We start from the raw sequence: 22,974 nt of genomic DNA, 5'->3' as shown, positions 1-22,974 counted from the left end.
CTTGTCGAACCTGTGGGGCACTGAAACTGCACCCTAACAAAGGGAGGTGAGTCCACAGTTAACTTGGCGGGACCCTAAAAATAACGCTCACGGACGTAAATTGTATCACCAGGACGCACCGGGTCCGAAATGGGCACACGGCCGTTTAGAATTTCACCGTTGAGCTGTCGGGTGATATCCACATCTGACTGCAGCGCCCGCGAACTGAAACCACCCGCTGTTGCGATGGCGTTTTGAACGGTCATGCCGGCAACGTAATTATATTGGCCTGCATTTTGCACTTCACCCATGACGAAGATCGGGCGATAGGTATCGACCTCCACCGAGACGTCCGGATCGCGGATATAGCCCTGACGCAGCTTGGCCGAAATTTCGGATGCCAGGCCTTGCTGGGTCTTGCCGCGCGCGGCGACGCTGCCGACCAGCGGAAAGGAAATATATCCTGCTTGATCAACGACATAAGTATTGGACAGGTCATCCTGTCCGAACACGATAATGCGCAGCTTATCGCTTGAGTCCAAGCGATAAGGCTGGGTCAGTGTTTCGTGAAACGCTGTCGGCGGCTGTCTGTACCCGCTGCATGCAGCAAGGCCCAGGCACAAGCCCAGGACAACAAGCGCTCTCGTTCGCATCAACGACTCTCCTACAATTCGGAGACAGGATCGCGCTTTATGGTTAATTGAGGGTGAAGAGGAAAAAAGACCTGTCCGGCACCCTGTCAAATTTGCGCATGCATTAATTAACAGGGCGACCCCGGAGACTGTAACCAGCTTAACCGAACGCTTACCATAATTCGACATAGTTTGCCGGTATCTTGGAGTTTCAAAAGATGAATGCTGAGCGGCAGACACATTCCGAAGACGATATGGCGCTGGATCTGGGTGGTCTGTTGCGGACGATCGGCCGATCCCTGGGCTGGCTTGTTCCACTCACGCTCTTCGTCACCGTTGTCGTCTTTCTGGGGCTCCAGTTCGTAGCACCCAAATACAAGGGCGAAGCGCGCCTCATCATCGAGAGCACGGACAATCTGCCCGGTGCATCGCGAGGGCAGGAAGAAGAGCGAGCCCTGCTCGACAGCGAAGGTGTTGTTAGCCAGGTTCAACTGCTCAAGTCCGCTGATCTGGCGCGTCGTGTCGCGAACAAGCTCAACCTTGCTGCGATCCCGGAGTTCGATGCCAACGACGATGGCAGCCTCGTCAATCTCCTGCTGTCTCTGGTCGGGTTCGGAAACGAGACCGAAGGCAATAGCGAGGAAGAGCGGGTCCTCAAGCATTATTACGAGAACCTGGAAATCTACCGGCTGGAAGGATCCCGCGTGATCGCGGTGGACTACACCGCCGAAAGTCCGGTTCTGGCGGCCAAGGTCGCCAATACGATTGTTGATGAGTATCTGTCGGTTCAATCCAGCGCAAAACGGCAGACGACCGAGCAGGCCTCCGCGGCGCTGGAGCCTCAGATTGTCGAATTGCGCCGGGAAGTTCAGGCAGCCCGGCAGGCGGTATCGGATTTTCGCGCCCGGGCCGACCTTTTGATCGGCGCTGACAATATCCCGCTCAACCAGCAGCAACTTGCCGAAACGAGTACCGCTTACTCCGACGCCCAGTCCTCCAAGGCCGAGGCGCAGGCCAAAGCCGACCTCATTCGCGAGTTGCTGAATTCTGGCGGTTCTCTCGAGACTGCCAGCGATGTGCTGAATTCCGCACTCATTCAGCGTCTGCGGGAGCGTCAGGTCGAAATTCAGTCCAACATTGCCGAACTCTCAATCACACTGTTGCCCAACCACCCGCAACTGAAGGCGCTTCAATCTCAGCTTGGTGATTACGACCGGCAAATCCGATCGGAAGCACGCAAGATCCTGCAGGGACTGGAAAATGATGCGAAGGTGCAAGACCAGCGCGCAAAAGCACTTGGGGCACGCCTTGAGGAGCTGAAGACGGCTGCGGCAAAATCCAACGCCGATCAGGCAAGGCTCGCGGAACTGGAGCGCGAAGCCAATGCCAAGGCGGCGCAACTTGACCAGCTTCTGCTGAGTTTCCAGGAAGCTGATTCCCGCTTGCGTGCACAGGTTCTGCCTGCCGATGCCAGGATCATTTCCCGTGCCAGTGTGCCGGTAGAACCGGATTCGCCCAAAATCATTGCCAGCACCATCATTGCTGCGCTTGTCACCTTTATTCTCGGATGTGCCTTTGTGCTCATGCGCGAATTTCTGAACGGCAATGCGCTCTATCGGATGCAGGATGGTTCGTCCGAAGGGCCGCGCGTTGCACCGCGCATGGATGAGCGGCCGCAATCAGGTCCTCAGGATACCGTGCGGGCTGAAAACCCAGGCTGGGGCGGGGGCTACGGTCAGACCGTTGCCAGCTACAGGATCGATCCCGGCGAGTGGAGCAAAGCCGACACGCTTCGCGACACGGAACCAAGCGTCCCTGAAACAGCCGCTAGCGTTGATGAACCTACCGAAGAAACGGTTCCTGAGCAGACCCTGGAACCACAACCCCAACCCCAACCCCAGGCCTCGGAAAAGACACAGCGGCCAAAGGGACGCATCGGGATCCTGTCCGGCAAGCTTCGTGGTCGCAAAATGAAGACCGGTTACGATCACGATGTCAGCCCGGACTGGGTGGGGGACATGCGGGGTTCGAACGAAGCCGAAACAGAGGTTCCAGGCGCGGAAGTCGCTCCTGTTCCTGTGGTTTCAGCCAGCAAGACAAGCAGACAAGCAAAGCGGGAAGAGCAGCTCAAGACAACGCACGCGGACGATGTCGAAGCGGCGGGACGCGTTGTCGTTCTCAGCGTCGATGATGAGGCCCTGTCTCACGAGCTCGCTTTCGACCTGATCCGGAAGGCGGCCGGACGTGGCAAGTCTTCTCTCATCATGGAAGTCTTTCCCGATCAGACCAACCTGAAGGGGGCCGAAGGGTTCTCCGACATCGTCGCCGGAACGGCGCCTTTCGCCAAGGTGGTCTATCGCGATGCCGGATCAAAGGCGCATATCATTGAGGCCGGGCGGGTTGAGATCACGGACGAAATGGTGAACTCGGAACGTTTCAAGCTCGCTCTTGAGGCAATCAAGTCGACCTATGAAACCGTCGTTGTCGATCTTGGCGCCATCGATGGGTCACTGGCGAGTGCCCGTATGTTGAGTTTCGCGGACAGGGTATTGATTGCAGCATCGGCGCCAGACCACGGCCACGAACTGCAAAGTGCGGCCAACCTTCTGGCACATAACACCGGCGCGAAGGTCGAAGTCGTGATTTCTGGTGGAACCGGACCGGGGCCGCGCAGAAACGGTGACGGGCACGCCGCCTGAGGAAGATGTTGGCGACAGTTGGGTGCCAACTGTCTAACTGTTGCCGGAAAAACCAGCTTTCATCTTGCGCAAACGCCGGATCAGCGGCCACAGGATCGATGAATTGCGGACGTGGGTTTTGGCTTTCAGCCTTGCGGCCTCCAGGCGCATGCGGAGAGCCCCTTTCCAGGTCATCGCCAAAAGGCTGTCCTTCAAAGGCACTGGTTCCGCCCACGTGGTCTTGTAGCGTTCCTCGCCAAGGCCGAGGTCCAGTGTGTCGATGGTCGGATCACCGCACGCCCGTTCGATGATTTCCTTGATCAGGACCAGCCCTGGACTGTTGGGCAGCATGTCGTCATGAGCAACGCTGTTGCTGTAGGCATAAAGCGTCTTGCCATGCTGGGCGCACAGATAGGTGGCCCTGATCCGGTCTCCAGTTTCCAGGTACCAGAGATCCAGGGGATGAGCGCCGTGATCTTGCGCGCTGCCCGTTGCATCCAGTCCAACCACGCTGGACAGGAACGTCTTCGCTGGGGGCGCCGAAAAAACATTCGGAATGCCCGCTTCCCTTGTCCTGACAGAGCGTTGTTCAAGAAAGGCATCAAAGCCACGTTGCCTGTCGACAGGGGAGGTGGCTTTGGCAATCGTGTAATTACCGGCTGCCTGAAGATGTCGTTCCTTGCGAAGCAGGTTCTTGCGTGAGGACTTGCTGTGTGTGTCGTTGAACAACTGTCCGAAATCGGAGGGCAGAGCGCGGGCGAAAACAGGGCTCGGGCTTGATGTCGCTCCTTTGAAAACCAGCGGATGGTCTCGCCCTAGCCAGGTCTCCGGAACGTTTTCAAGCTTGAGGAGATCAGCACCGACCTGCTTGCAGACGGCAGACAGGTGGCTTTTCATCTCGTCTGCCGTGGCTCCTCGATAGAAATCTGCATGCCAGAGGCCCGTATTCTGGTTGCCGTTCTGGTGGCCGAGAAACGTCAGCGCAGAGATTCCAGCAGACCGTTCAAGTTGCAGTGGCAGCAGAAAAACCACCTGACTGCGACACCGTCCGACAACGATCACCGGCGTGCAATTCAGGCTCTGGCCGACTGTCTCGAACCAGCTGCAAAGCCAGCCAGGAGACTGGTATGGATTACTGTGCGGCACATCCTTTAGTTGTTGCCAGTCAGCCTGTGCTTCGCTAAGCCTCGTGAATATGGACAATTCAAGGTCTGTTGAGGACACGGTGCTCACCTCGCACCAGGGCGCGTGAAAGACAGGCTGAAACGGTTATTGAAAATCGGATAAACCATTTTGAACGAACATGAAGGAAAGACAGGACGTCGCGCTGGCAGATCAAGCTAAGTCTCGATAGATTTAGCAATAATTGTTAAAGAAACCGTGCCTAACTGGCACATTCTAGCAAGGTGGGCATTTCGGCCACATGGGCATGCGGCACAAGACGGTAACACGCGCATTCAGTGTACTTAAGGGAACGGGGCTTGGCCGTATGCTGGCACCGTTTACCCAGGGCTGTGGTGCCGTGTTTATGATGCACCATGTCCGGTCGGCCCGCTCCGATGCTTTCCAGCCGAACCGTCACCTGGAAATCACGCCCGAATTTCTGAAGCTCGCGGTCGAGCGGATTAGGGCAAACGGCTATGAAATCATATCGATGGATGAAGCCGTCGACCTGCTCAAGTCCGGTTACGGGCACCGCCGTTATGCAGTGCTGACCTTCGATGACGGGTACCGGGACAATCTGTCTGTCGCCTATCCGATTCTGAAGGAACTGGAAGCTCCTTTCACCGTGTTCGTCACAACCGGGCTGATCGACCGGACCAGCGAACTGTGGTGGCTGGCCCTTGAGAAGATCATCGCAGACAACGATGAAGTGGTCTTTACTGCGGCAGGCAATTCAGCCGGCATCCCGTGCAGAACACTTGTAGAAAAAAACGCGTGTTTCGAAAAGATCGTCGATCATCTGACACTGGAGGTCGGCGAAGGAGATCAGCGCAAGATCATCCGGGCGCTTGCTGAAAGATACGGCGTCGACCTTAAAGCCCTGGCGGACCGGCAGATGATGACGTGGGACGAGACCCGCCAACTGGCTGGTGATCCGCTGGTTACCATCGGTGCCCACACCCACGATCATTTTGCCATGGCGCGGTTGAACGCAGATGCCGCCTGTGAAGATGTGACCAGGGGCCTTGAGCGGCTGGAGAAAGAACTCGGCCGCAGGCCGAAGCACTTTGCCTATCCGTATGGAAAATCACACGCGGTTACACCGCGCGATGCGGATATCTTGCGGGAGATCGGCTTCGCCTCGTCTGTGACGACGCTTCCCGGTGTGCTTCAATCCGTCAACGCGCGCGACCCGATGATGCTGCCACGCGTCTCCCTGAACGGCCGGTTTCAAGACCCGGCTGTTGTCGACCAGTATCTGACGGGGGCGCCCTTTGCGCTTTACCGGGTTGCCCGGTGGGCCGCCAACGGGTTTGGTGTCAGGTCCGGCTTTTCCCGCCTCTTTCCATCCACCAGATAATCGCGCCTGCCGGGATGACCCAGGCCAGACCTGCGATGCCGAAGTAGATGAAGCGGATCAGGTTCGAGGACTGCTGCAATGTCAGGTCGCCGATCACCATCGCGGTGAGGGCGTAGACCACCACAAAAACAACCAGCAGCACCATGCCGATAAACTTGCGAAACGAGGGAACCATTGTCGGGCGTGTCCGTTGACCGTGTGTGAATCCGCGCGATGAGGGACCTTTTGCCGCAAAACGTCCCGGACCGCTTGCCGTCTTGCTCCTGCACCTATATCTCCGCAAGCCAAAGGTCAAACTCACGATAAGAATTTCCGGAAGCGGCTCATGATTGCGATTGCAGAAGGTGTGAAGAACGAACAGATGCTTCCGGCCAAATTGCAGAGATTGCGACAGAACAGGGCCCTGATCCGATGGTGGCTCTACTTCGTTTGTGCGCTGATCCTGGCCATGGTCGTCGTCGGCGGAGCGACGCGTCTGACCGAATCCGGGCTGTCTATCACCGAGTGGAAACCCATCCACGGCGTCATTCCCCCGCTCAGCGAAGCCGAGTGGGAAGAGGAGCTGGAAAAATATCGCCAGATCCCGGAATATCAGCTCATCAACAAAGGCATGAGCCTTGACGAGTTCAAGTTCATCTTCTGGTGGGAATGGGCGCACCGGCTGCTGGGGCGCTTCATTGGTGTTGCGTTTTTTGTTCCCATGGTGGCGTTCTGGGCAACCGGCAGGATAGAGCCCTGGCTGAAGCCGAGATTGCTTGTCGGCCTGGCACTTGGCGGTTTGCAGGGCTTTGTCGGCTGGTGGATGGTGGCTTCCGGTCTGGTGGACCGGGTGGATGTCAGTCAGTACCGGCTGGCCACACACCTGACGCTCGCACTTTTCATTTTTGCCTATCTTTTCTGGATTGCCCGGCGGCTGAGCCCCTTGCCCGAACCCGAAATTCAGGAGCAGGAGCGGCTCGCAGGGCTGGGCAAGCTGGTTCTTTTCCTTGTCTTTGTTCAGATGTTCCTGGGAGGTCTCGTCGCCGGCCTGAACGCCGGCTTGACCTTCAACACATGGCCACTCATGGATGGCCAGTTCATTCCGCGCGGCATGCTTGCCATCCAGCCTATCTGGCTGAATTTCTTTGAAAACGTGATGACGGTTCAATTCCAGCATCGCATGACGGCCTACGTGCTGGTGTTCACCGGTGTGGCGCTGGCCTGGAGTACCTTCCGCGTGAGCCGGCGCAAGGAGCTGCGCCGGGCAGGCGCCCATGTTGGGGGCTTCCTGTTGCTGCAGGCGATCTTCGGTATCCTGACGTTGCTGTGGCACGTTCCGCTGTCCATCGCTCTGGTGCATCAGGGGTTCGCGGTTATCGTCCTGGCGGCTGCGGTTGACTATGTGGCCATGCTGAAAGGGCCTTTCGCCATTCGCAACTAGGTTCCGGAAATCTCAACTGTTGGGGAAACGGGCAGCCGCGTGGAAGCACCTTGCTCCGAACGCCGCGGCTCTCCGATCCAGGATTTCCGCTGCGCTTACGGCCTCGGGCCCGATCGGGTGTACAGGCAAAAAAAGCCCGCCAATCGGCGGGCTTTTCGTTTGTTCAGCTGGTGCCTCTTAGCCGGAAAGGGCTTGATCGAGATCGGCGATGATGTCATCGACATCTTCCAGGCCGACCGAAATACGCACCACATCCGGGCCCGCGCCGGCCGCGGTCTTCTGTTCATCCGAAAGCTGGCGGTGTGTTGTGGATGCGGGATGGATGATCAGACTGCGGGTGTCACCGATGTTGGCCAGGTGCGAGAACAGTTCCACCTTGCTCACCAGGGCGACACCTGTGTCATAACCGCCTTCAACGCCGAAGGTGAACACGGCGCCGGCGCCTTTTGGCATGTACTTCTGTTGCAGGGCGTGGTGCTTGTCTTCCGGCAGGGCTGCGTAGGACACCCATTTGACCTTATCGTGGGCTGCGAGGTGAAGCGCGACTTTCTTGGCATTGTCCGAGTGTCGCTGCATGCGCAGCGGCAGGGTTTCGATGCCGGTCAGGATCATGAAAGCGTTGAAGGGCGAGATGGCCGGTCCGAGGTCGCGCAGACCAAGCACACGGCAGGCAATCGCAAAGGCGAAGTTGCCGAAGGTCTCGTGCAGGACGATACCCTGGTATTCCGGCCGGGGCTGGGACAGCAGCGGATAGTTGCCGCTGGCAGACCAGTCAAAGCTGCCGCCGTCGACGATGATGCCGCCCATGGAATTGCCGTGACCGCCCATGAATTTGGTCAGCGAGTGCAGAACGATATCAGCACCGTGTTCGATCGGCCGGCACAGGTATGGCGTTGCCATGGTGTTATCGACCACCAGCGGCACACCCTTTGCCTTTGCAATTGCCGCAATCGCCTCGATGTCGACAACGATTCCGCCAGGATTGGCCAGGCTTTCGATGAAGATCGCGCGTGTGCGGTCGTCAATCGCCGCTTCGAAGGACGACATGTCCGCAGGGTCGGCCCACTTCACGCCCCAACCGAAGCTCTTGAAGGAGTGGTTCAGCTGGTTGATGGAACCGCCATAGAGCTTGTTTGCTGCGACGATGTTGTCGCCGGGCTGCATCAAGGTATGGAAGCACAGAAGCTGAGCCGAATGACCGGAAGCTGTCGCAAGTGCGGCGGTACCGCCTTCAAGCGCCGCAACGCGCTCCTCCAGAACAGCCGTCGTCGGATTGGTGATGCGTGTGTAAATGTTGCCGAAGGCCTGCAGCCCGAACAGGGAAGCAGCATGATCGACATCGTCGAAAACGAACGAGGTCGTCTGGTAAATCGGTGTCGCCCGCGCGCCTGTCGAAGGATCCGGCGCTGCGCCAGCGTGAATCGCGAGAGTGGAAAAACCTGGAATATTTTCGCTCATTAAAAGACCTCCCTGTTGGATTGGCGGCCAGTTTGACCGAAGGAGCAGGGCAGGTCAAAGAACGATTTTGCGGTTTTGTGATCTAAAGGAAATTATGTATGTCAAAGCGTTAGGCAGGATTGGTGGCCATTGCCTCCTGCCAGGGTGGGGCATGTCTGCCTATTGGTCGGACGGGTCCTTCCGGTTCTCCAGCTTCACACCGAAATAGACACCAAAAAGCAGTGCCGCCGCCAGCAGTGGCAGGCTCCATGCCAGAAATGTCGTATCTCCGAAGACTGCAAACACAGCGGCCTTCCTCCCGGTTCGAAAACTTGGATGCGAGGCAAAAGGTTAACGATCTCTTATGGAGAAAGTGGAAAGAAATTCATCTGCATTCGGAGCAAATTGAGCGAAAGCTCTTATAAATTGAACTTAAAATTGTCAGCTTTTGTCGGTTGCATCATCTTTTGTGCGCCTGGTTGCGCGCGGGCCGTTTGCAGATGGTTTCTGCAGATGAATCAGTACCGCGATACAGACGACGAACGCGACAGTCGCGAGCGCGAATATCATTAGTATTGCCCCCATGTATCTGTCGTTAAAGGCGCAAATTCGCCTGAACGCAGATCAAAACCCCATCCCTGAAGTCCCGGAGTATAGCAGAAACACGCAGGGGTAGAAGTGGGGGTGTATACATTGATTTCGGTTCAGCCGCCCTTCTGCTCCCGCTCGCCGGACTGTGCCTGCTCTCGCGCCCAGGTTTCGTCACGGTGGGCGAAGGGGGATCCGTGTTCGGCCTTGTGCACGAATGCGAACAGCAGCAAGGCAACCAGAGCTGCCATAGCCATGAGAACCCATTCAAATGCGGTAAACAGGGTCGGGTCCTGGGTCATGCTGCCTCACGCTACTGATGGCATCCGGTTGGCTTCCGGACGGCGGTATCTCGACTAACGAGCTATCCGGCGAGCATTGTGCGAAGCTGATGCAATGGGGAAAATTAGCTGTCTTTTTCCCCAGAAAGCCCGCGATGCTGAAACCCTGCTTTCAGAGCAGGGCGCTTGGAGGAAAGCGTGCGCGAGTTGACACCTGCCCATCCGATTTCACCTGACAGTCGACCATACTCTATCTTGGGGCAGCGGTTCATCACCATCTTGATACCGGCAGCTTCGGCTCTTGCTGCCGCTTCGTCGTGTCGCACGGTCAATTGCATCCAGATGACTTTGGGCAACTTGCCGCTGGCAATAACGTCGTCGACGATAACGCCTGCCGCTTCGGAATTGCGAAAGATGTCGATCATGTCGGGAACCGCAGGCAGTTCGTCGAGCGAGGAATAGACCTTCTGTCCCAGGATCTCCTTGCCCGCCTGACCGGGATTGATGGGCCAGACCTCGTATCCCTTGGACAAAAGGTATTTCAGCACGAAATAGGACGGCCGGACATTGTTGGCACTCGCGCCGATCATGGCGACGGTTTTCACCTCGTCGAGAATACCCTTGATGTAGGCGTCCGGATAAGTGTCGTGATTCATGGAACGGAGATCCTCAGATTTGTCGCGCTATCCAATGCGAAATGACACCCGCCTGCAAGGGGCCTTCTGCCGCAGACCGGTCCGCCTCGAAGAATTGTGAAACCGCGCAGGGACGGTCAGGCGCGATAAGCGGCAAACCGGTAAACGGGAGAGGCTAAACAGGCATATGGAAGGCGGCGTTTTATGAGTGAGTTGGAAAAGCGGTTTCAAAAGGTGCTGGAAACGATCGACCGGTCGCTGGACGGTCCGCTTGACGTTCCTGCGCTTGCGGGGGTGGCCGCCTATTCGAAGTTTCACTTTCAGCGCCAGTTCTCGGCTTTCTTTGGCCTCGGAGTTGCAGAATACCGGCGGCTCCTGAAGCTGAAACGCGCAGGACAGCAGCTCGCTTTCAGGGGGGAACTGCCGGTCACTGAGATTGCCTACGATGCGGGCTACGAAAATCTCGAGAGCTTCTCACGTGCGTTCAAACGAGATTTTGGGCAAAGCCCGTCGGCTTTCCGATCAACGCCCGACTGGTCTGTCTGGCACAGAACCTATGACCCATTGCTGAATTTGAAAGGACAGTTCATGTCGGATCAGCACCTTGATGTCTCGGCCGTCCGGATCATCGATTTTCCTGAAACACCCGTCGCCCTGCTTGAGCATCGCGGGTCACCGCAAGAGGTGCCCGCATCCGTCAGACGCTTCATTGCCTGGCGCAAGGCAAATGCAAGCCCTCCCTCCAGAAGCGCGACGTTCAATATACTCTTTGACGATCCCAGAACGGCGCTGCCTGAAGAATACCGATTCGGCATTTGCTGCGCTGTAGCAGGACAGTTCAAAGAGAATGCGGAGGGCGTGATAGCCGCAACGTTGCCCGCAGGACGCTGCGCCGTAATCAGGCATTCCGGTCCGCTCGACTTAGCTGAGGAAACAATCCGCGCCCTTTATCGCGACTGGCTGCCACGAAGTGGCGAGGAGCTGCGGGACTTTCCGCTGTTCGTTCAACGCCTCAGCTTCTTTCCGGATGTTCCGGAGCATGAAGCGCAAACCGATATTTTCCTGCCGCTGAAATGATATGGAACCGCAGTGATAATACGGTGAGTTGACAGGAGAGACTCAGGCCAGCTTTGCCGCCTGTTCTTTCCTGAATTCCTTGCGGATCATCAGTTTTAAACCGGACCAGATGCCGTCAACGGCACAAACCTTTACGTCCACAAGCCCCATCGGCAGGCAAAGCTCGCGGATGGTGTCTTCGGTGACGTCGGTCGGTAGCTTGCTGGCCTTCTTGGGCCAGGAAACCCAGATCATGCCGTCCGGGGCCAGCAGGACCCGCAAGGTTTCCAGGAGTCCAGTCAGCTCAACCCGTTCGGTGACAAACACATGAGCGCATTCAACACCCGGTTCCGGCGCGGCACGAATGACCGCGCCAGGGGCCTGTGTCTGCAGCAAGGCGGAAATGTCTTCCGGCATCCGGTGACGCCAGCAGATCATTCCCGGTTTCAGCCCCAGTTTTGCGGACAGCGGACGTCCGGAATAACCGGCTTCAGGCATGTCTTATCCTTGTTGCCTCCAAACGGCAGGGGGGATCAGCTGTCCGTCCATTCTGGTTTGCGTTTTTGCAGAAAGGCGTTGATGCCTTCTTCCGCATCCCGGGCCATCATGTTCTCGACCATTGTTTGTGCCGCGAAATCATAGGCTTCCGACAACGGCATTTCCAGCTGACGGTAAAAGGCTTCCTTGCCGATCTTCACGGTCTTGGCAGACTTGGAGGCAATCGATTCCGCGTATTTCTGGACGACCTGCTCCAGGTAGTCACGCGGGACGATGCGGTTGATTAGGCCGAAATCCTTCGCGGTGGATGCGTCGATGCTTTCACCGGTCAGAAGCATCTCCATGGCCTGTTTAGGCGCAACATTGCGCGAGAGCGCAACCATTGGTGTGGAGCAGAAGAGGCCGATATTGACGCCTGGCGTGCAGAAGGTGGCCGTGTCGGTAGCGATGGCAAGGTCGCAGGAGGCAACCAGTTGGCAACCGGCTGCGGTCGCAACACCTGTTACCACGGCGATCACAGGCTTGGGCAGGCGCACAATCTGCTGCATCAGGTCCGAACACTGGCGCATGATCCGCTCGTAGGTGGCCCTGCCACCATCCGCTTCACCGCGCGCTGCGGTTAGTTCCTTCAGGTCGTGGCCAGCGCAGAAGACCTTGCCTTCTGCACCGAGCAGGACAACACGCACTGCAGGATCCTCGGCCGCCTTCCGAAGTTCACCGGCTAGAGCGGTCATCATCTCGCTCGAAAGAGCGTTCATCCGCTCCGGCCGCTGCATTACGATCCGGTAAACGCCTTCATGAAGAAGCGTTGCGAGCATCGGTTTCTGGATCTCGTCATTTGCGGCGGTTTCAGACATGGAACGCTCCCTGAAGATTTGCTTTGCCGATGTTATAGCCGACGCGGGCAGGGCGGCGAAAGTGTCCGATCGGCTGGTGGCTGCCGCCGATCACAGATGGTTTATCTGACGATGCGTCAAGTCGCTGGCGGTTCTTTCGGTTTCGGTTATCCTTTCGGCATGTGGAGGCTTTCCGAAGTCCGCTCACTTGCAGGTGCAGTCGCCTTGCTGCTGGCACCTCTCGGTCCCGCGCTTGCGCAGGAACAGGTCGATGTCGCTCTGGTCCTTGCTGTCGATGTCTCCCGCTCCATGTCGCCTGAAGAACTCCAGATCCAGCGCCGCGGATATGCTGCCGCCATCGCCAGCCCGGAAGTGGTGCGGGCGATCGGGTACGGGGCTCACGGCCGGATCGCTCTCATGATGTTCGAATGGGCCAACGAAAGCCATGCGCGCGAAATTGTCGGGTGGTCGGTGATCGAGGGCGTGGAAGATGCCCAGGAGTTCGCCGACAAGGTTCTGGCAGACAGCACCTACGGTCAGCGCCGAACCTCGATTTCCGGCGCAATCTGGCATGCTTCGGCCCTCCTCGCCGATGCACCTTTCAAGGCAGACCGCCGCGTGATCGACATTTCAGGGGATGGTCCCAACAACCAGGGAGCACCTGTGGTTCAGGCACGCGATGCCGCCGTGGAGGCCGGTCTGGTGATCAATGGATTGCCGCTGATGACTACTGGTGGCATGGGCTTCCAGTTCAACATTCCGGACCTGGACGTCTATTATCAGCGCTGCGTCATCGGCGGGCCCGCCAGCTTCGTCATACCGGTGAACGACTGGGAACAGTTTCCCGAAGCCGTTCGTCGCAAGCTGATCCTCGAGATCGGAGGCGTCAAGCCGCCCGAGCCACAAGTCATCCCGGCCCAATTCACCTTCGAAGAGCCATATGACTGCCTCGTGGGAGAAAAGATCTGGCGGCGTATGCGTGAGCAGTATTTCTGGGATCAGTAGCGGCAGTGCAAATCTGCCGCCCGTTCATGCTTGCTAGCCGAAGGAACGACACCGTCAACCCCGGCGGCGTCTCCGCCTGCGCTCTCCGCCGGCTGCATCCGACCCCGCGTCAGCCTCCTTGCGTACCGGCAATTCGACGGCAGCTCGAAGGTGGGGGAATTGATCGACCTTGTTTGGCAAGGCCATTGCATTGACGAAATGCTCCTGGAACTTGGGTTCCAGAGCTGTCTCGATCTTTTCGATATCGCGCACCGTCTGCTCGATTTCGCGCCTGTAGCCGCGGTTGAGCAAAGCCATCCGGGCGCCTGTCCCGGCAGCGTTGCCGACGCCGGAGACACCCTCCAGCGGGCAATCGGGAATAAGGCCAAGGATCATCGCGTACTTTGGGTCGATGTAGCTGCCGAAGGCCCCCGCAAGGCGAATGCGGTCCAGATCATAGGTGCCGAGTTTGTCCTGCAGAAGTTTGACACCGGCATAAAGCGCACCCTTGGCGAGCTGGATCGCGCGAATGTCCGTCTGCAGGATCGATATTTCGACCCCGTCGTCTGCAATCAGATAGGAGAAGGTCCGGCCGGTGGATTTCACGCGCGATGTCCGTTCCGCCATCGAGCCGTCGATAACACCGTCTTCCGTGATGAGGCCCGCCAGATACATCTCGGCAACGGCCTCGATAATGCCGGAGCCGCAAATGCCGGTAACGCCGACAGTGTCGACCTTTTCGGCAAAGCCTTCTTCATCCGACCATTCGTCGACACCAATCACCTTGAAGCGAGGCTCAAGCGTTTCCTTGTCGATGCGGATGCGTTCGATTGCACCTGGTGCCGCGCGCTGGCCGGACGAGATTTCGGCGCCTTCGAACGCAGGGCCGGTCGGAGAGGACGCTGCCAACAGCCGGTTCCGGTTACCCAGCACGATTTCCGCATTGGTACCGACATCGACAAGCAGCGTTATCTCGTCGAGCTTGTAAGGGCTTTCTGCAAGCGTTGCAGCAGCTGCATCGGCACCCACATGGCCGGCGATGCAGGGCAGCATGTAGACACGTGCTCCCGGGTTCAGTTCCAGATCCAGATCGCGCGCGTTCAAAATCATGGCGTCGGAGGCTGCGAGCGCGAAGGGAGCGCCGCCAAGTTCCACCGGATCGATACCGAGGAACAGATGATGCATGACCGGGTTACCGACAAAGGTCGCATCAAGCACATCCGTGCGTTCTGCGCCGACATCGCCGACCAGTTTGCCGATCAGCGCGTTGATGGCATCGCGCACGGCCTTTGTCAGATCCGGCAGCTTGGACGGGTTCATCTGGACATAGGACACCCGCGACATCAGATCCTCGCCAAAGCGGATCTGCGGGTTGGAGGTGCCTGCGGACGAGACTGTGCGCCCGTTCTGAAGATTGCAAAGGTGGGCTGCGATGGTGGTGGAGCCAATGTCGACGGCAAGGCCGTAGACGGCAGGTTTTTCTCCGGGCCAGAGCGCCACGAGTGTCGGCAGCACGCCTCTGTCTTCGTGGATTGCCGCAGTTACCTGCCAATTGCCCTTGCGCAGGATCGTCTGGACCCGTGGCAGCAGCACCGGGTCGATCGTGAGGTCGGCAATGCCGGTCTCGGCAATCAGCGCCTCTCGCAGCCGGTCGATATCGCCGCGCGGCGTTTCCATGTCCGGTTCGGCGATCGAGACGGATACCAGCGAGATCGGGCTGTCGGCTTCGATGTTGCGGGCTTCCGCGCGCTTGCGCACAACCTGACGGTTGGTCTGGGCATCGGTCGGGACATCGATAACCAGATCGCCCAGGATTTTTGCCTGACAGGAAAGGCGCCGGTCGGCGGGCAGTTTGCGCAAGGTCGCGTAGCGGGTTTCCGCTTCGGTGGCACCTTCCAGGTTTTCAGCTGCGCTGGTCAGGTTTTCCTTGGTGAAAGTGCCTTCCGAGATCGAAATTTGGCAGCGCCCGCAAATGCCGCGCCCGCCACATACCGACTCCACATAGACACCGAGCGAGCGGGCAGCGTCGAGCAGGGGCGTGCCGACAGGAAAGGTTCCACGGCGCCCGCTGGGTTGGAAAACGACTTTGGCTTGTTTGACGGTCTCGGTCATGTCTGCGATCTGCCACTACCGGTTTTGAAACACTACGGGGACGAAGCCCACCCTTGACCCTTCACTCACAAGGAGGAGGGAGTTTTTATCTAAACTGCGAAAGCCGGAGCCATCGTGAAAATGACGCGGATCCCGCGATTTGAAACGTGTCCCTCGACACGCAAAACCCCTCCCCAGTAAGGGGAGGGGATTGGGGTGGAGATTCCATCCTGAAACTGGTGAAAGCCACCCTGTTTGCGGAAGGGGAGAGAACCGCAAACGTGTTATGACATCTGGGCTCAGCCGGCGGACCGACGCGCCGCGCGTCCACCGCGGCGGCGACCGCCAGCAGACGCACCACCTTCACCAGGTGCTGCAACCGCACCTGCAGCGGCAGGCTGGTGATCACGGTAGGTCATGATCCATTCCGAGCAGTTCGGATCAGTGCCGTTGAGTACGTTCGCCGCACGTACGGCTTCCATTTCCTGCGGGCGGCACGGGTTCATGATCGCGGAGGTCATGCCGGCACCGATGACCATCGGAATGAAACCGGCATTGATGCCGTGGCGATGCGGCAGGCCGAAGGATATGTTGGAAAGGCCGCAGGTCGTGTTGACCTTCAGCTCTTCACGCAGACGGCGCAGCAACCGGAACACCTGCTGACCTGCGGTGCCCATGGCGCCGATCGGCATCACCAGCGGGTCCACGACAATGTCGTGTGCGGGAATGCCATAGTCGGCAGCATGCTGAACGATCTTCCTGGCGACCTCGAAACGAACGTCCGGATCTTCGGAGATACCGGTCTCATCGTTGGAGATCGCCACCACCGGCACGTTGTATTTCTTGATCAGCGGAAGGATCGCTTCCAGCTTCTCTTCTTCACCGGTCACGGAGTTGACCAGCGGACGGCCCTTGGCAACAGCAAGGCCGGCCTCGATGGCGGCGGTCACGGATGAATCGATAGACAAGGGAACGTCTACAAGCTCTTGAACTATCTCAAGAGTTTTGACGAGGAGCGGCGGTTCGGTCTCGTTCGGGTTGACCGCTGTCACGCCTGCGTTGACGTCTAGCATGGTCGCGCCTGCAGCCACTTGGGCCAGCGCATCGGCCTTGACGGTTTCGAAGTTGCCTTCGGCCATTTCCGCCGCCAGCTTCTTGCGGCCGGTCGGGTTGATCCGCTCGCCGATCACGCAGAACGGCTGATCGAAACCGATAACGATTTCCTTGGTGGCGGACGCGACAACAGTGCGGGTCATTTATGCGCTCTCATTGGCAGTCAGGATTGAAGATGAGGTTTGAAAAGACCAGCTCCCGCGGCTGTGCAGCCACTCGGCGGTTTTCTGGATACCGCCGAAGGGATAGGCGTGAATCTGGGCCAATTGGGTGTTCGGCTGGCTGGTGACGCGGGTCTCCAGCGGATCGACCATCGTGTCAGGATCGTAGCCCGACAGCATGGAGACGACGGCACCGCCGCGCTTCTTCAGGAAGTTGAAGGAATTTTCGACACCTGCAAAAGCGGCATATTTCAGCAGGGTCGTCATCTTTGCCGGGCCGGCAACGCCGACATGGACCGGGAACGCGTTGCCCCATTCGCGCAGCTCGTCCAGCCACAGGCTGACGCGGTGCGGATCGAACCCGAACTGGGTGACAATGCGGAATTCCGCATCGCTTTCGCGGGCAAGTTCGTGCTTGCGCTGCAGGAAGCTCTTGATGACGTCCGGCTTGATGTCCGGTGCGCCTTCCGGGTGACCTGCAACGGCGATCTTCTTGATACCGAGCTTGTCGAAGAGGCCCGTCTCCAGAAGAGCGACGGATGAGGTGAGGGGGCCGGCTTTTTCTGCTTCACCGGCAATGGCCAGAACCTCGGTCGCACCTGCTTCCTGGGTCAGACGCGTGATGCGGCGCTCGAAGTCCTCGCGGCTGGCGTACCGGCGGGCCGCCATATGCGGAACGGCGGTCAGCTTGTTGTCGCGCAGGATGCGGGCGGCATCAACGATCATGTCTTCCGAGCAGTTGCCCAGATCCGTGACATAGACCTGCGTGCCCGCCGGAATAAATTCCAGAAGCTCGGTCTTTTCGACCACCTGCTTGGGAGACATTTCGGTAGAGGCGGGAAGCCGCCCATTGGCCAACAGGCGCTGATCAGTCATGTTCCGAGCCTCCATTTGCGAGCAGGGTTTTCAGTCTCTCTTTCGGATAGGCCGAGACCAGGTCGGTCAGGGCCGCGTCCGCTTCCGTTTCCAGGTCGTCCGTGACGGAGACCGGGTCTGTCCGGCGCCACTCCGCCATGTAGGCGTCGCTGTCCTTCGCTCCGATCCGCATCGCGCAGGCATCAATGGCTTCCATGAACATGGCCGGCAGTTCCCGTCGGGCGGATTTGCGCCCCTGTTTCACCAGGATCTGTGCCGGGATGTCCCGCCAATAAACGATGATTTTCTGCGCCATTCTCGGACTTTCCTCCTGAGAAACATGTTTGCCGGAAGCTGGCTGATCCAGGACGCCTGATAGCGGCATCATCACGTGAAAAACCGACTTGTCCGGATGCTATTTTGCGACGCTCAGTCCGCCTGACCCTTGTCCAGAAACGGCTGAAGCAATCCATACCCGGTTCGGCGCATTTCAAACGGCAGACCCAGCCGGTCTGCCGCGCGCCGCGCCGCATCCTCAAGGGCAGGGTCATCGGTCTGCGCAAGGTAAAGAACACGGGTGTAATGAGCGAAATACATGTCCCGCAAATGCAGGTGCCAGTCGAGGCCGAGCGGTTCGATGACCATGGTCTGGAAGTGACGGGCCAGGAAGTCGGTCAGGTAGAAGGTGCCGAGCTGGTCGTCTTCCATCTGGTCGAATTCGTCTATCCCCGTGAAGAAGGCATAGCAGTGTGCGCCATCGATGCGTCTCGCGCCGGTTTCTTCCAGCACCTTGTCGAGCAGGCCACCGGTTCCGCAATCGCCGTAGGCAATCAGAATGTCGGAATAGGTGTCCGCATTCTTGAGGATGGCCCGGCGGACTTCATCAGGGATCTTTTCCGGCGAGTTGTGAAGCTTCGCCGGAAGGCAGGTGATGTCGAGATGATCGAGGCGGTTCTTTTCGCGGATGGCGACGATTTCGCGTGCCAGAGCCCCGCAGGCAATAACAAGAACGCGGCCGGCCTTGTCGTCCGCGCTCCCATCCGTTTCAACCGGAAAGAGAGGCTCGCCCACCAACATTTCGGCAGCCTCCTTGAACATTGCCGTCAGCCCTTGTTGGCCAGCATGTTGTGGCGGCGGGCGATCAGATCTTTCGCCATTTCCACAGCAACGGCCGCGTCGCGGCAATAACCGTCAGCACCGACGGCTTCGCCGAATTCCTCGTTCAGCGGTGCACCGCCAACGAGCACGATATAATCGTCCCGGATGCCCTTGGCCTTCATTTCGTCGATCACGACTTTCATGTAGGGCATGGTGGTGGTCAGAAGAGCCGACATGCCGAGAATGTCCGGCTGATGCTCTTCAATGGCCGCAAGGTAGTTTTCGACAGGGTTGTTGATGCCGATGTCGATCACTTCAAAGCCGGCGCCTTCCATCATCATCGAGACAAGGTTCTTGCCGATGTCGTGGATGTCGCCCTTCACTGTGCCAATGACCATCTTGCCAACCTTCGGTGCACCGGTTTCCGCCAGCAGCGGACGCAGGATGCCCATACCGGCTTTCATGGCGTTGGCGGAAAGCAGCACTTCGGGAACGAACAGGATGCCATCGCGGAAGTCGACGCCGACGATCCGCATGCCTTCGACAAGGGCCTTGGTCAGGATGTCGTAAGGTACCCAGCCGCGTTCCAGAAGGATGTTCACCGCATCCGTGATTTCTTCCTGAAGACCGTCGTAGAGGTCGTCATGCATCTGCTCGACAAGTTCGTCGTCAGAAAGGGAGGCGAGATCAATATCGTCTTCGTCAGACATGGGCAGCTCCAACCAGGCACAACGGCCATCAACTTAGTGCAAAACCTTATGCCTCAAGCCGGATTCGCCGATATCTCCAAAGCGACACGGCTAGTCGTTTACGCGACAGGGAAATCAAGCCAGGCCGTTCAATGTCAATTTTGTACGGTGACGGGAAATGTTTGTAGCTGTCTAAACTTACGAGAAGGCAGTGGCGCTGCCTGCCGAAAGAAGCTTCACGCCCTGCCAGGCGGTTTCCGCACGGGCGTCGATGTCGTTTTCCGACCATTCAGCCACGGCGCGTGTCACCAGCCGGATTTGAAGATCGCCGATCAGCAGGGACAGATAGATTTCCGCCGCGGTTTCCGTTTCAAGGCCTGTCAGCAGTCCGTCGCCCTGAACCTTCGCGACAAGGTCGGTTACGAGCGGCCTGATCGCGTCGCGACCGCTTTGCGCGAGGGCAGTTCCAAGCGTGCCGGTCGTGTCGGCGGCAGCTGCACGGTTGAGAGCGATTGCGGCCGGGTTCGAAAGAACGCCCAGGAGACGTCGGCCGAAGTTCCGCAGTGCTTCGGTGGGAGACGGGGTGTTTTCGATACACTCTCGAAGTGACTGGCGAATGTTTTCTGCATTGCGATCCACCAGGGCGCTGAACAACCCGGTCTTGTCTCCATACCAACGGTAGAGCGTTTCGTTGGAGGCCTTTGCTTTTTTTGCGACTGCCAGCATCGACAGGTTGTCATAGCCCTGATCCAGCAGCAATTCGATCGCCGCCGCTTCTATGGATGCTTTCCGTCGTTCCCTGGCTTCCGCCCGCATGTCGTTCTCTCCGTCGCTTGCTCAAAACCGTAATCGATGTTACGGAAATTACAATCCGTACACTTAATTACGGTTTTGAGGGGGTGGGATGTATCGACTTGCGCTTGGAACCGGTCTCCTAGGGCTTGTTTTTGCCGGAGCCATCTTCGGTTTCTTCTATGCCTGGGTCTGCTCAACCATGTGGGGCCTGGATGCCACTGACCCTCGCATTGCGATAGCAGCCATGCAGGCCATGAACGCGTCTGTCCGCAACGCCGTTTTTGCGCCCGCTTTCTTCGGCACGCCTTTCGTTCTTGCTCTTGCCGGGGTCTTCAGCCTGTTGTCTGGCTGGCGCGCAGCCGGGGTCGCCTTTGTAGGTGGAGCAATCGTCTATGTGCTGGGTGGCATCATGCTGACGTTCCTGGTGAACGTGCCGATGAACCTCGAGCTTGCTGAGGCAGCGATCCCGGAAAACCTGAATGAAGCGGCAATGCTCTGGCGGTCCTACTCCGAGCCTTGGCAGGTGTGGAACCAGACACGGACTGTCTTCTCTGGCCTTTCCCTGTTGTTGGCTGCAATCGGTCTCGTTCTGCTCGGCCGACATCCACACCGCGCTGCCTAGCCAAAATCTCAACTTTCTTCATGCGTGGCTCGACCATGGCATCCGTGCCGTTTCAGTTCCTCTTGTATAACGTTTGAAGCGATGTCATTCCGGCGCGGGCTGAGAGACCGTTGACCGCACGCCACACAAAAAAAGGCAGGTCCTGAGACCCGCCTTTTCTGGTATTCGGCATCGATCCTGAATGATCAGAACAGACCTTCGATCTGACCTTTTTCGTCCAGTTTGATGTGGTTGGCTGACGGCACGCGCGGCAGGCCGGGCATGGTCATGATTTCACCGCAGATCACCACGATGAAACCGGCCCCTGCCGACAAGCGAACTTCGCGGACCGGCAGGCTGTGGCCGGTCGGTGCGCCTCGGCGCTGCGGGTCGGTCGTGAAGGAATACTGGGTCTTGGCCATGCAGACCGGAAGATGACCGAACCCGTCGGCTTCCCAACGCTTGAGCTGGTCGCGCACAGACTTGTCTGCCAGAATTTCGTCTGCCCGGTAGATCCGTTTTGCGATGGTTTCGATCTTTTCGAACAGGGACAGGCTGTCGTCGTAGAGCGGTGCGAACTGCGCCGCGCCGCTTTCGGCAAGGGCTGCCACACGGGTGGCAAGTTCTTCGGTGCCTGCAGAGCCGTTGGCCCAATGAGTCGCCAGGATCGCTTCAACGCCGAATTCGGCGCAGTAATCCCGCACGGCCTGAACTTCCGCTTCCGTGTCTGCTGTGAAGTGGTTGATGGCCACAACTGCCGGAACACCGAACTGCTTGACGTTCTCGATGTGGCGGCCAAGGTTGGCGCAGCCTTTTTTCACGGCCTCGACGTTCTCGCTGCCCAGGTCTTCCTTGGCAACGCCGCCATTCATCTTCAAGGCCTTGATGGTGGCGACGATGACAACCGCATCCGGGCTGAGGCCTGCCTTGCGGCATTTGATGTCGAAGAACTTCTCGGCACCGAGATCTGCGCCAAAGCCTGCTTCCGTCACCACATAGTCGGCCAGCTTCAAGGCTGTCTGGGTAGCTACCACGGAGTTGCAGCCGTGTGCGATGTTGGCGAAGGGGCCACCGTGAATGAATGCGGGATTGTTTTCCAGCGTCTGCACCAGGTTCGGCTGCATTGCTTCTTTCAGCAGCACGGTCATGGCGCCGTCTGCTTCCAATTCGCGCGCGGTGATCGCCGTGCGGTCGCGCCGGTAGGCAACGATGATGTCGCCGAGCCGCTTCTGCAGATCTTCGAGATCGGTGGCCAGGCAGAGGATGGCCATGATTTCGGAGGCGACGGTGATGTCGAACCCTGCTTCACGGGGGAAGCCGTTGGCAATGCCACCAAGCGAACAGACGATGGAGCGCAGTGCGCGATCGTTCATGTCCATAACCCGGCGCCAGACCACGCGGCGAATGTCGATGCCCAGTTCATTGCCCCAGTAGATATGGTTCTCGATCAGGGCGGCGAGCAGGTTGTGGGCCGAGGTGATGGCGTGGAAGTCGCCGGTGAAATGCAGGTTGATGTCTTCCATCGGGACGACCTGCGCATAGCCGCCGCCGGCTGCGCCGCCTTTCATGCCGAAACAGGGGCCGAGCGAAGGTTCGCGCAGGCAGATCATCGCGTTCTTGCCGATCCTGTTGAGACCATCGCCAAGACCGACCGTTGTGGTCGTCTTGCCTTCGCCGGCAGGGGTCGGGTTGATCGCCGTCACCAGAATCAGCTTGCCGTTCTTGCGGCCATTGAGGTTGGCAATGTAGTCGGCGGAAATCTTGGCCTTGGTGCGCCCATAGGGCAGGAGAGAGTCTTCGGGAATATTCAGCCGTGTGCCGATCTCCTGAATGGGTTTCATCTTGGCTGCACGGGCAATTTCAATATCGCTGGCCATGTGTTCTCTCTCTCCGAAGCGTTTCCGATTTCTTGTTTTCCGGATGCGGTTTTGCACCGCCCCGACTTGTGCCGGAACGCTATGGGAGAGGGCGGTGCAGCAAATGTTCCGAAAGCGACAGGATGCGCCCCGGAAGCGACGGCAAC

23 protein-coding genes are annotated in these 22,974 nt (G+C 58.4%); 6 read left to right on the top strand and 17 right to left on the bottom strand.

What is annotated here, in order from left to right; all coding sequences use genetic code 11:
- Positions 1–74: 74 nt before the first annotated feature.
- Positions 75–632, bottom strand: a complete 558-nt coding sequence (locus B0E33_RS01245) for a polysaccharide biosynthesis/export family protein (RefSeq protein WP_023003844.1) — start codon at positions 630–632, stop codon at positions 75–77.
- A 197-nt stretch (positions 633–829) separates the two neighbouring features.
- On the opposite strand from B0E33_RS01245, the gene B0E33_RS01240 reads away from it, so the two are divergent.
- Positions 830–3,310 carry an exopolysaccharide transport family protein gene (locus B0E33_RS01240; RefSeq protein WP_077290168.1) on the top strand — a complete coding sequence of 827 codons (2,481 nt, stop codon included), beginning with the start codon at positions 830–832 and terminating at the stop codon, positions 3,308–3,310.
- A gap of 33 nt (positions 3,311–3,343) precedes the next feature.
- Here B0E33_RS01240 and B0E33_RS01235 read toward each other — a convergent pair whose 3' ends face one another.
- Positions 3,344–4,513, bottom strand: a complete 1,170-nt coding sequence (locus B0E33_RS01235; protein WP_156912301.1) for a GNAT family N-acetyltransferase — start codon at positions 4,511–4,513, stop codon at positions 3,344–3,346.
- A 205-nt stretch (positions 4,514–4,718) separates the two neighbouring features.
- Between B0E33_RS01235 and B0E33_RS01230 the strand changes: the two genes are divergently transcribed.
- A complete protein-coding gene (locus B0E33_RS01230; protein WP_208997742.1) occupies positions 4,719–5,813 on the top strand; it encodes a polysaccharide deacetylase family protein in 1,095 nt (364 codons plus the stop codon).
- Here B0E33_RS01230 and B0E33_RS01225 read toward each other — a convergent pair.
- Positions 5,773–5,988, bottom strand: a complete 216-nt coding sequence (locus B0E33_RS01225) for a DUF2842 domain-containing protein (RefSeq protein ID WP_077290165.1) — start codon at positions 5,986–5,988, stop codon at positions 5,773–5,775. The two genes, B0E33_RS01230 and B0E33_RS01225, sit on opposite strands and share 41 nt — an antisense overlap.
- 150 nt (positions 5,989–6,138) lie before the next feature.
- On the opposite strand from B0E33_RS01225, the gene B0E33_RS01220 reads away from it, so the two are divergent.
- Positions 6,139–7,233: a COX15/CtaA family protein gene (locus tag B0E33_RS01220; protein ID WP_077290164.1), complete on the top strand. Its 1,095-nt coding sequence runs from the start codon at positions 6,139–6,141 to the stop codon at positions 7,231–7,233.
- A 177-nt stretch (positions 7,234–7,410) separates the two neighbouring features.
- Here B0E33_RS01220 and B0E33_RS01215 read toward each other — a convergent pair whose 3' ends face one another.
- The 4 genes from B0E33_RS01215 to B0E33_RS01205 all read right to left on the bottom strand — a co-directional run bounded on the left by B0E33_RS01215 (position 7,411) and on the right by B0E33_RS01205 (position 10,195).
- A complete protein-coding gene (locus tag B0E33_RS01215; protein WP_023003850.1) occupies positions 7,411–8,691 on the bottom strand; it encodes an O-acetylhomoserine aminocarboxypropyltransferase in 1,281 nt (426 codons plus the stop codon).
- A 159-nt stretch (positions 8,692–8,850) separates the two neighbouring features.
- Entirely contained in the window at positions 8,851–8,976 is a 126-nt protein-coding gene (locus tag B0E33_RS31490; protein ID WP_023003851.1) for a hypothetical protein, read from the bottom strand.
- A gap of 398 nt (positions 8,977–9,374) precedes the next feature.
- The gene (locus tag B0E33_RS01210; protein WP_023003853.1) at positions 9,375–9,560 is read right to left on the bottom strand and encodes a hypothetical protein; all 186 of its coding nucleotides are present in this window, start codon (positions 9,558–9,560) and stop codon (positions 9,375–9,377) included.
- A gap of 104 nt (positions 9,561–9,664) precedes the next feature.
- The gene (locus B0E33_RS01205) at positions 9,665–10,195 is read right to left on the bottom strand and encodes a CoA-binding protein (RefSeq protein ID WP_055653510.1); all 531 of its coding nucleotides are present in this window, start codon (positions 10,193–10,195) and stop codon (positions 9,665–9,667) included.
- Between the two features lie 183 nt (positions 10,196–10,378).
- Here B0E33_RS01205 and B0E33_RS01200 point away from each other — a divergent pair, with 183 nt between their 5' ends.
- Complete coding sequence (locus B0E33_RS01200) at positions 10,379–11,251, top strand: AraC family transcriptional regulator (protein ID WP_077290163.1); 873 nt, start codon at positions 10,379–10,381, stop codon at positions 11,249–11,251.
- Positions 11,252–11,293: 42 nt separating this feature from the next.
- Here the strand turns inward: B0E33_RS01200 and B0E33_RS01195 are convergent, their stop codons facing one another.
- Entirely contained in the window at positions 11,294–11,728 is a 435-nt protein-coding gene (locus B0E33_RS01195) for a DUF3052 family protein (RefSeq protein ID WP_077290162.1), read from the bottom strand.
- Between the two features lie 35 nt (positions 11,729–11,763).
- Positions 11,764–12,585 (bottom strand): enoyl-CoA hydratase, encoded by an 822-nt coding sequence (locus B0E33_RS01190; protein WP_077290161.1) that lies wholly within the window; start codon positions 12,583–12,585, stop codon positions 11,764–11,766.
- A gap of 111 nt (positions 12,586–12,696) precedes the next feature.
- Here B0E33_RS01190 and B0E33_RS01185 point away from each other — a divergent pair, with 111 nt between their 5' ends.
- A complete protein-coding gene (locus B0E33_RS01185; RefSeq protein WP_228148047.1) occupies positions 12,697–13,569 on the top strand; it encodes a DUF1194 domain-containing protein in 873 nt (290 codons plus the stop codon).
- A gap of 54 nt (positions 13,570–13,623) precedes the next feature.
- Here the strand turns inward: B0E33_RS01185 and B0E33_RS01180 are convergent, their stop codons facing one another.
- The 7 genes from B0E33_RS01180 to B0E33_RS01150 all read right to left on the bottom strand — a co-directional run bounded on the left by B0E33_RS01180 (position 13,624) and on the right by B0E33_RS01150 (position 20,371).
- Positions 13,624–15,660, bottom strand: a complete 2,037-nt coding sequence (locus tag B0E33_RS01180) for an ASKHA domain-containing protein (RefSeq protein WP_077290160.1) — start codon at positions 15,658–15,660, stop codon at positions 13,624–13,626.
- Between the two features lie 278 nt (positions 15,661–15,938).
- On the bottom strand, positions 15,939–16,895 hold the full coding sequence (locus B0E33_RS01175) for a methyltetrahydrofolate cobalamin methyltransferase (protein ID WP_023003861.1): 957 nt from the start codon (positions 16,893–16,895) through the stop codon (positions 15,939–15,941).
- Entirely contained in the window at positions 16,896–17,789 is an 894-nt protein-coding gene (locus tag B0E33_RS01170) for a methylenetetrahydrofolate reductase (protein ID WP_077290159.1), read from the bottom strand.
- Positions 17,782–18,084: a virulence factor gene (locus tag B0E33_RS01165; RefSeq protein WP_031270670.1), complete on the bottom strand. Its 303-nt coding sequence runs from the start codon at positions 18,082–18,084 to the stop codon at positions 17,782–17,784. Before B0E33_RS01165 ends, B0E33_RS01170 begins: the two co-directional genes overlap by 8 nt.
- 113 nt (positions 18,085–18,197) lie before the next feature.
- Positions 18,198–18,866 carry a DUF1638 domain-containing protein gene (locus tag B0E33_RS01160; RefSeq protein ID WP_077290158.1) on the bottom strand — a complete coding sequence of 223 codons (669 nt, stop codon included), beginning with the start codon at positions 18,864–18,866 and terminating at the stop codon, positions 18,198–18,200.
- A gap of 5 nt (positions 18,867–18,871) precedes the next feature.
- Positions 18,872–19,576: a corrinoid protein gene (locus B0E33_RS01155; protein ID WP_031270674.1), complete on the bottom strand. Its 705-nt coding sequence runs from the start codon at positions 19,574–19,576 to the stop codon at positions 18,872–18,874.
- Positions 19,577–19,753: 177 nt separating this feature from the next.
- Complete coding sequence (locus B0E33_RS01150) at positions 19,754–20,371, bottom strand: TetR/AcrR family transcriptional regulator (RefSeq protein WP_055653522.1); 618 nt, start codon at positions 20,369–20,371, stop codon at positions 19,754–19,756.
- Positions 20,372–20,459: 88 nt separating this feature from the next.
- Between B0E33_RS01150 and B0E33_RS01145 the strand changes: the two genes are divergently transcribed.
- Complete coding sequence (locus B0E33_RS01145) at positions 20,460–20,972, top strand: anthrone oxygenase family protein (RefSeq protein WP_077290157.1); 513 nt, start codon at positions 20,460–20,462, stop codon at positions 20,970–20,972.
- Between the two features lie 185 nt (positions 20,973–21,157).
- Here B0E33_RS01145 and B0E33_RS01140 read toward each other — a convergent pair whose 3' ends face one another.
- Positions 21,158–22,828 carry a formate--tetrahydrofolate ligase gene (locus B0E33_RS01140; protein WP_077290156.1) on the bottom strand — a complete coding sequence of 557 codons (1,671 nt, stop codon included), beginning with the start codon at positions 22,826–22,828 and terminating at the stop codon, positions 21,158–21,160.
- Between the last annotated feature and the right edge of the window lie 146 nt (positions 22,829–22,974).

It is taken from the genome of Roseibium algicola (genome assembly GCF_001999245.1).
GTDB lineage: Bacteria > Pseudomonadota > Alphaproteobacteria > Rhizobiales > Stappiaceae > Roseibium > Roseibium algicola.
This window is presented reverse-complemented; position numbering and strand designations above follow the sequence as displayed.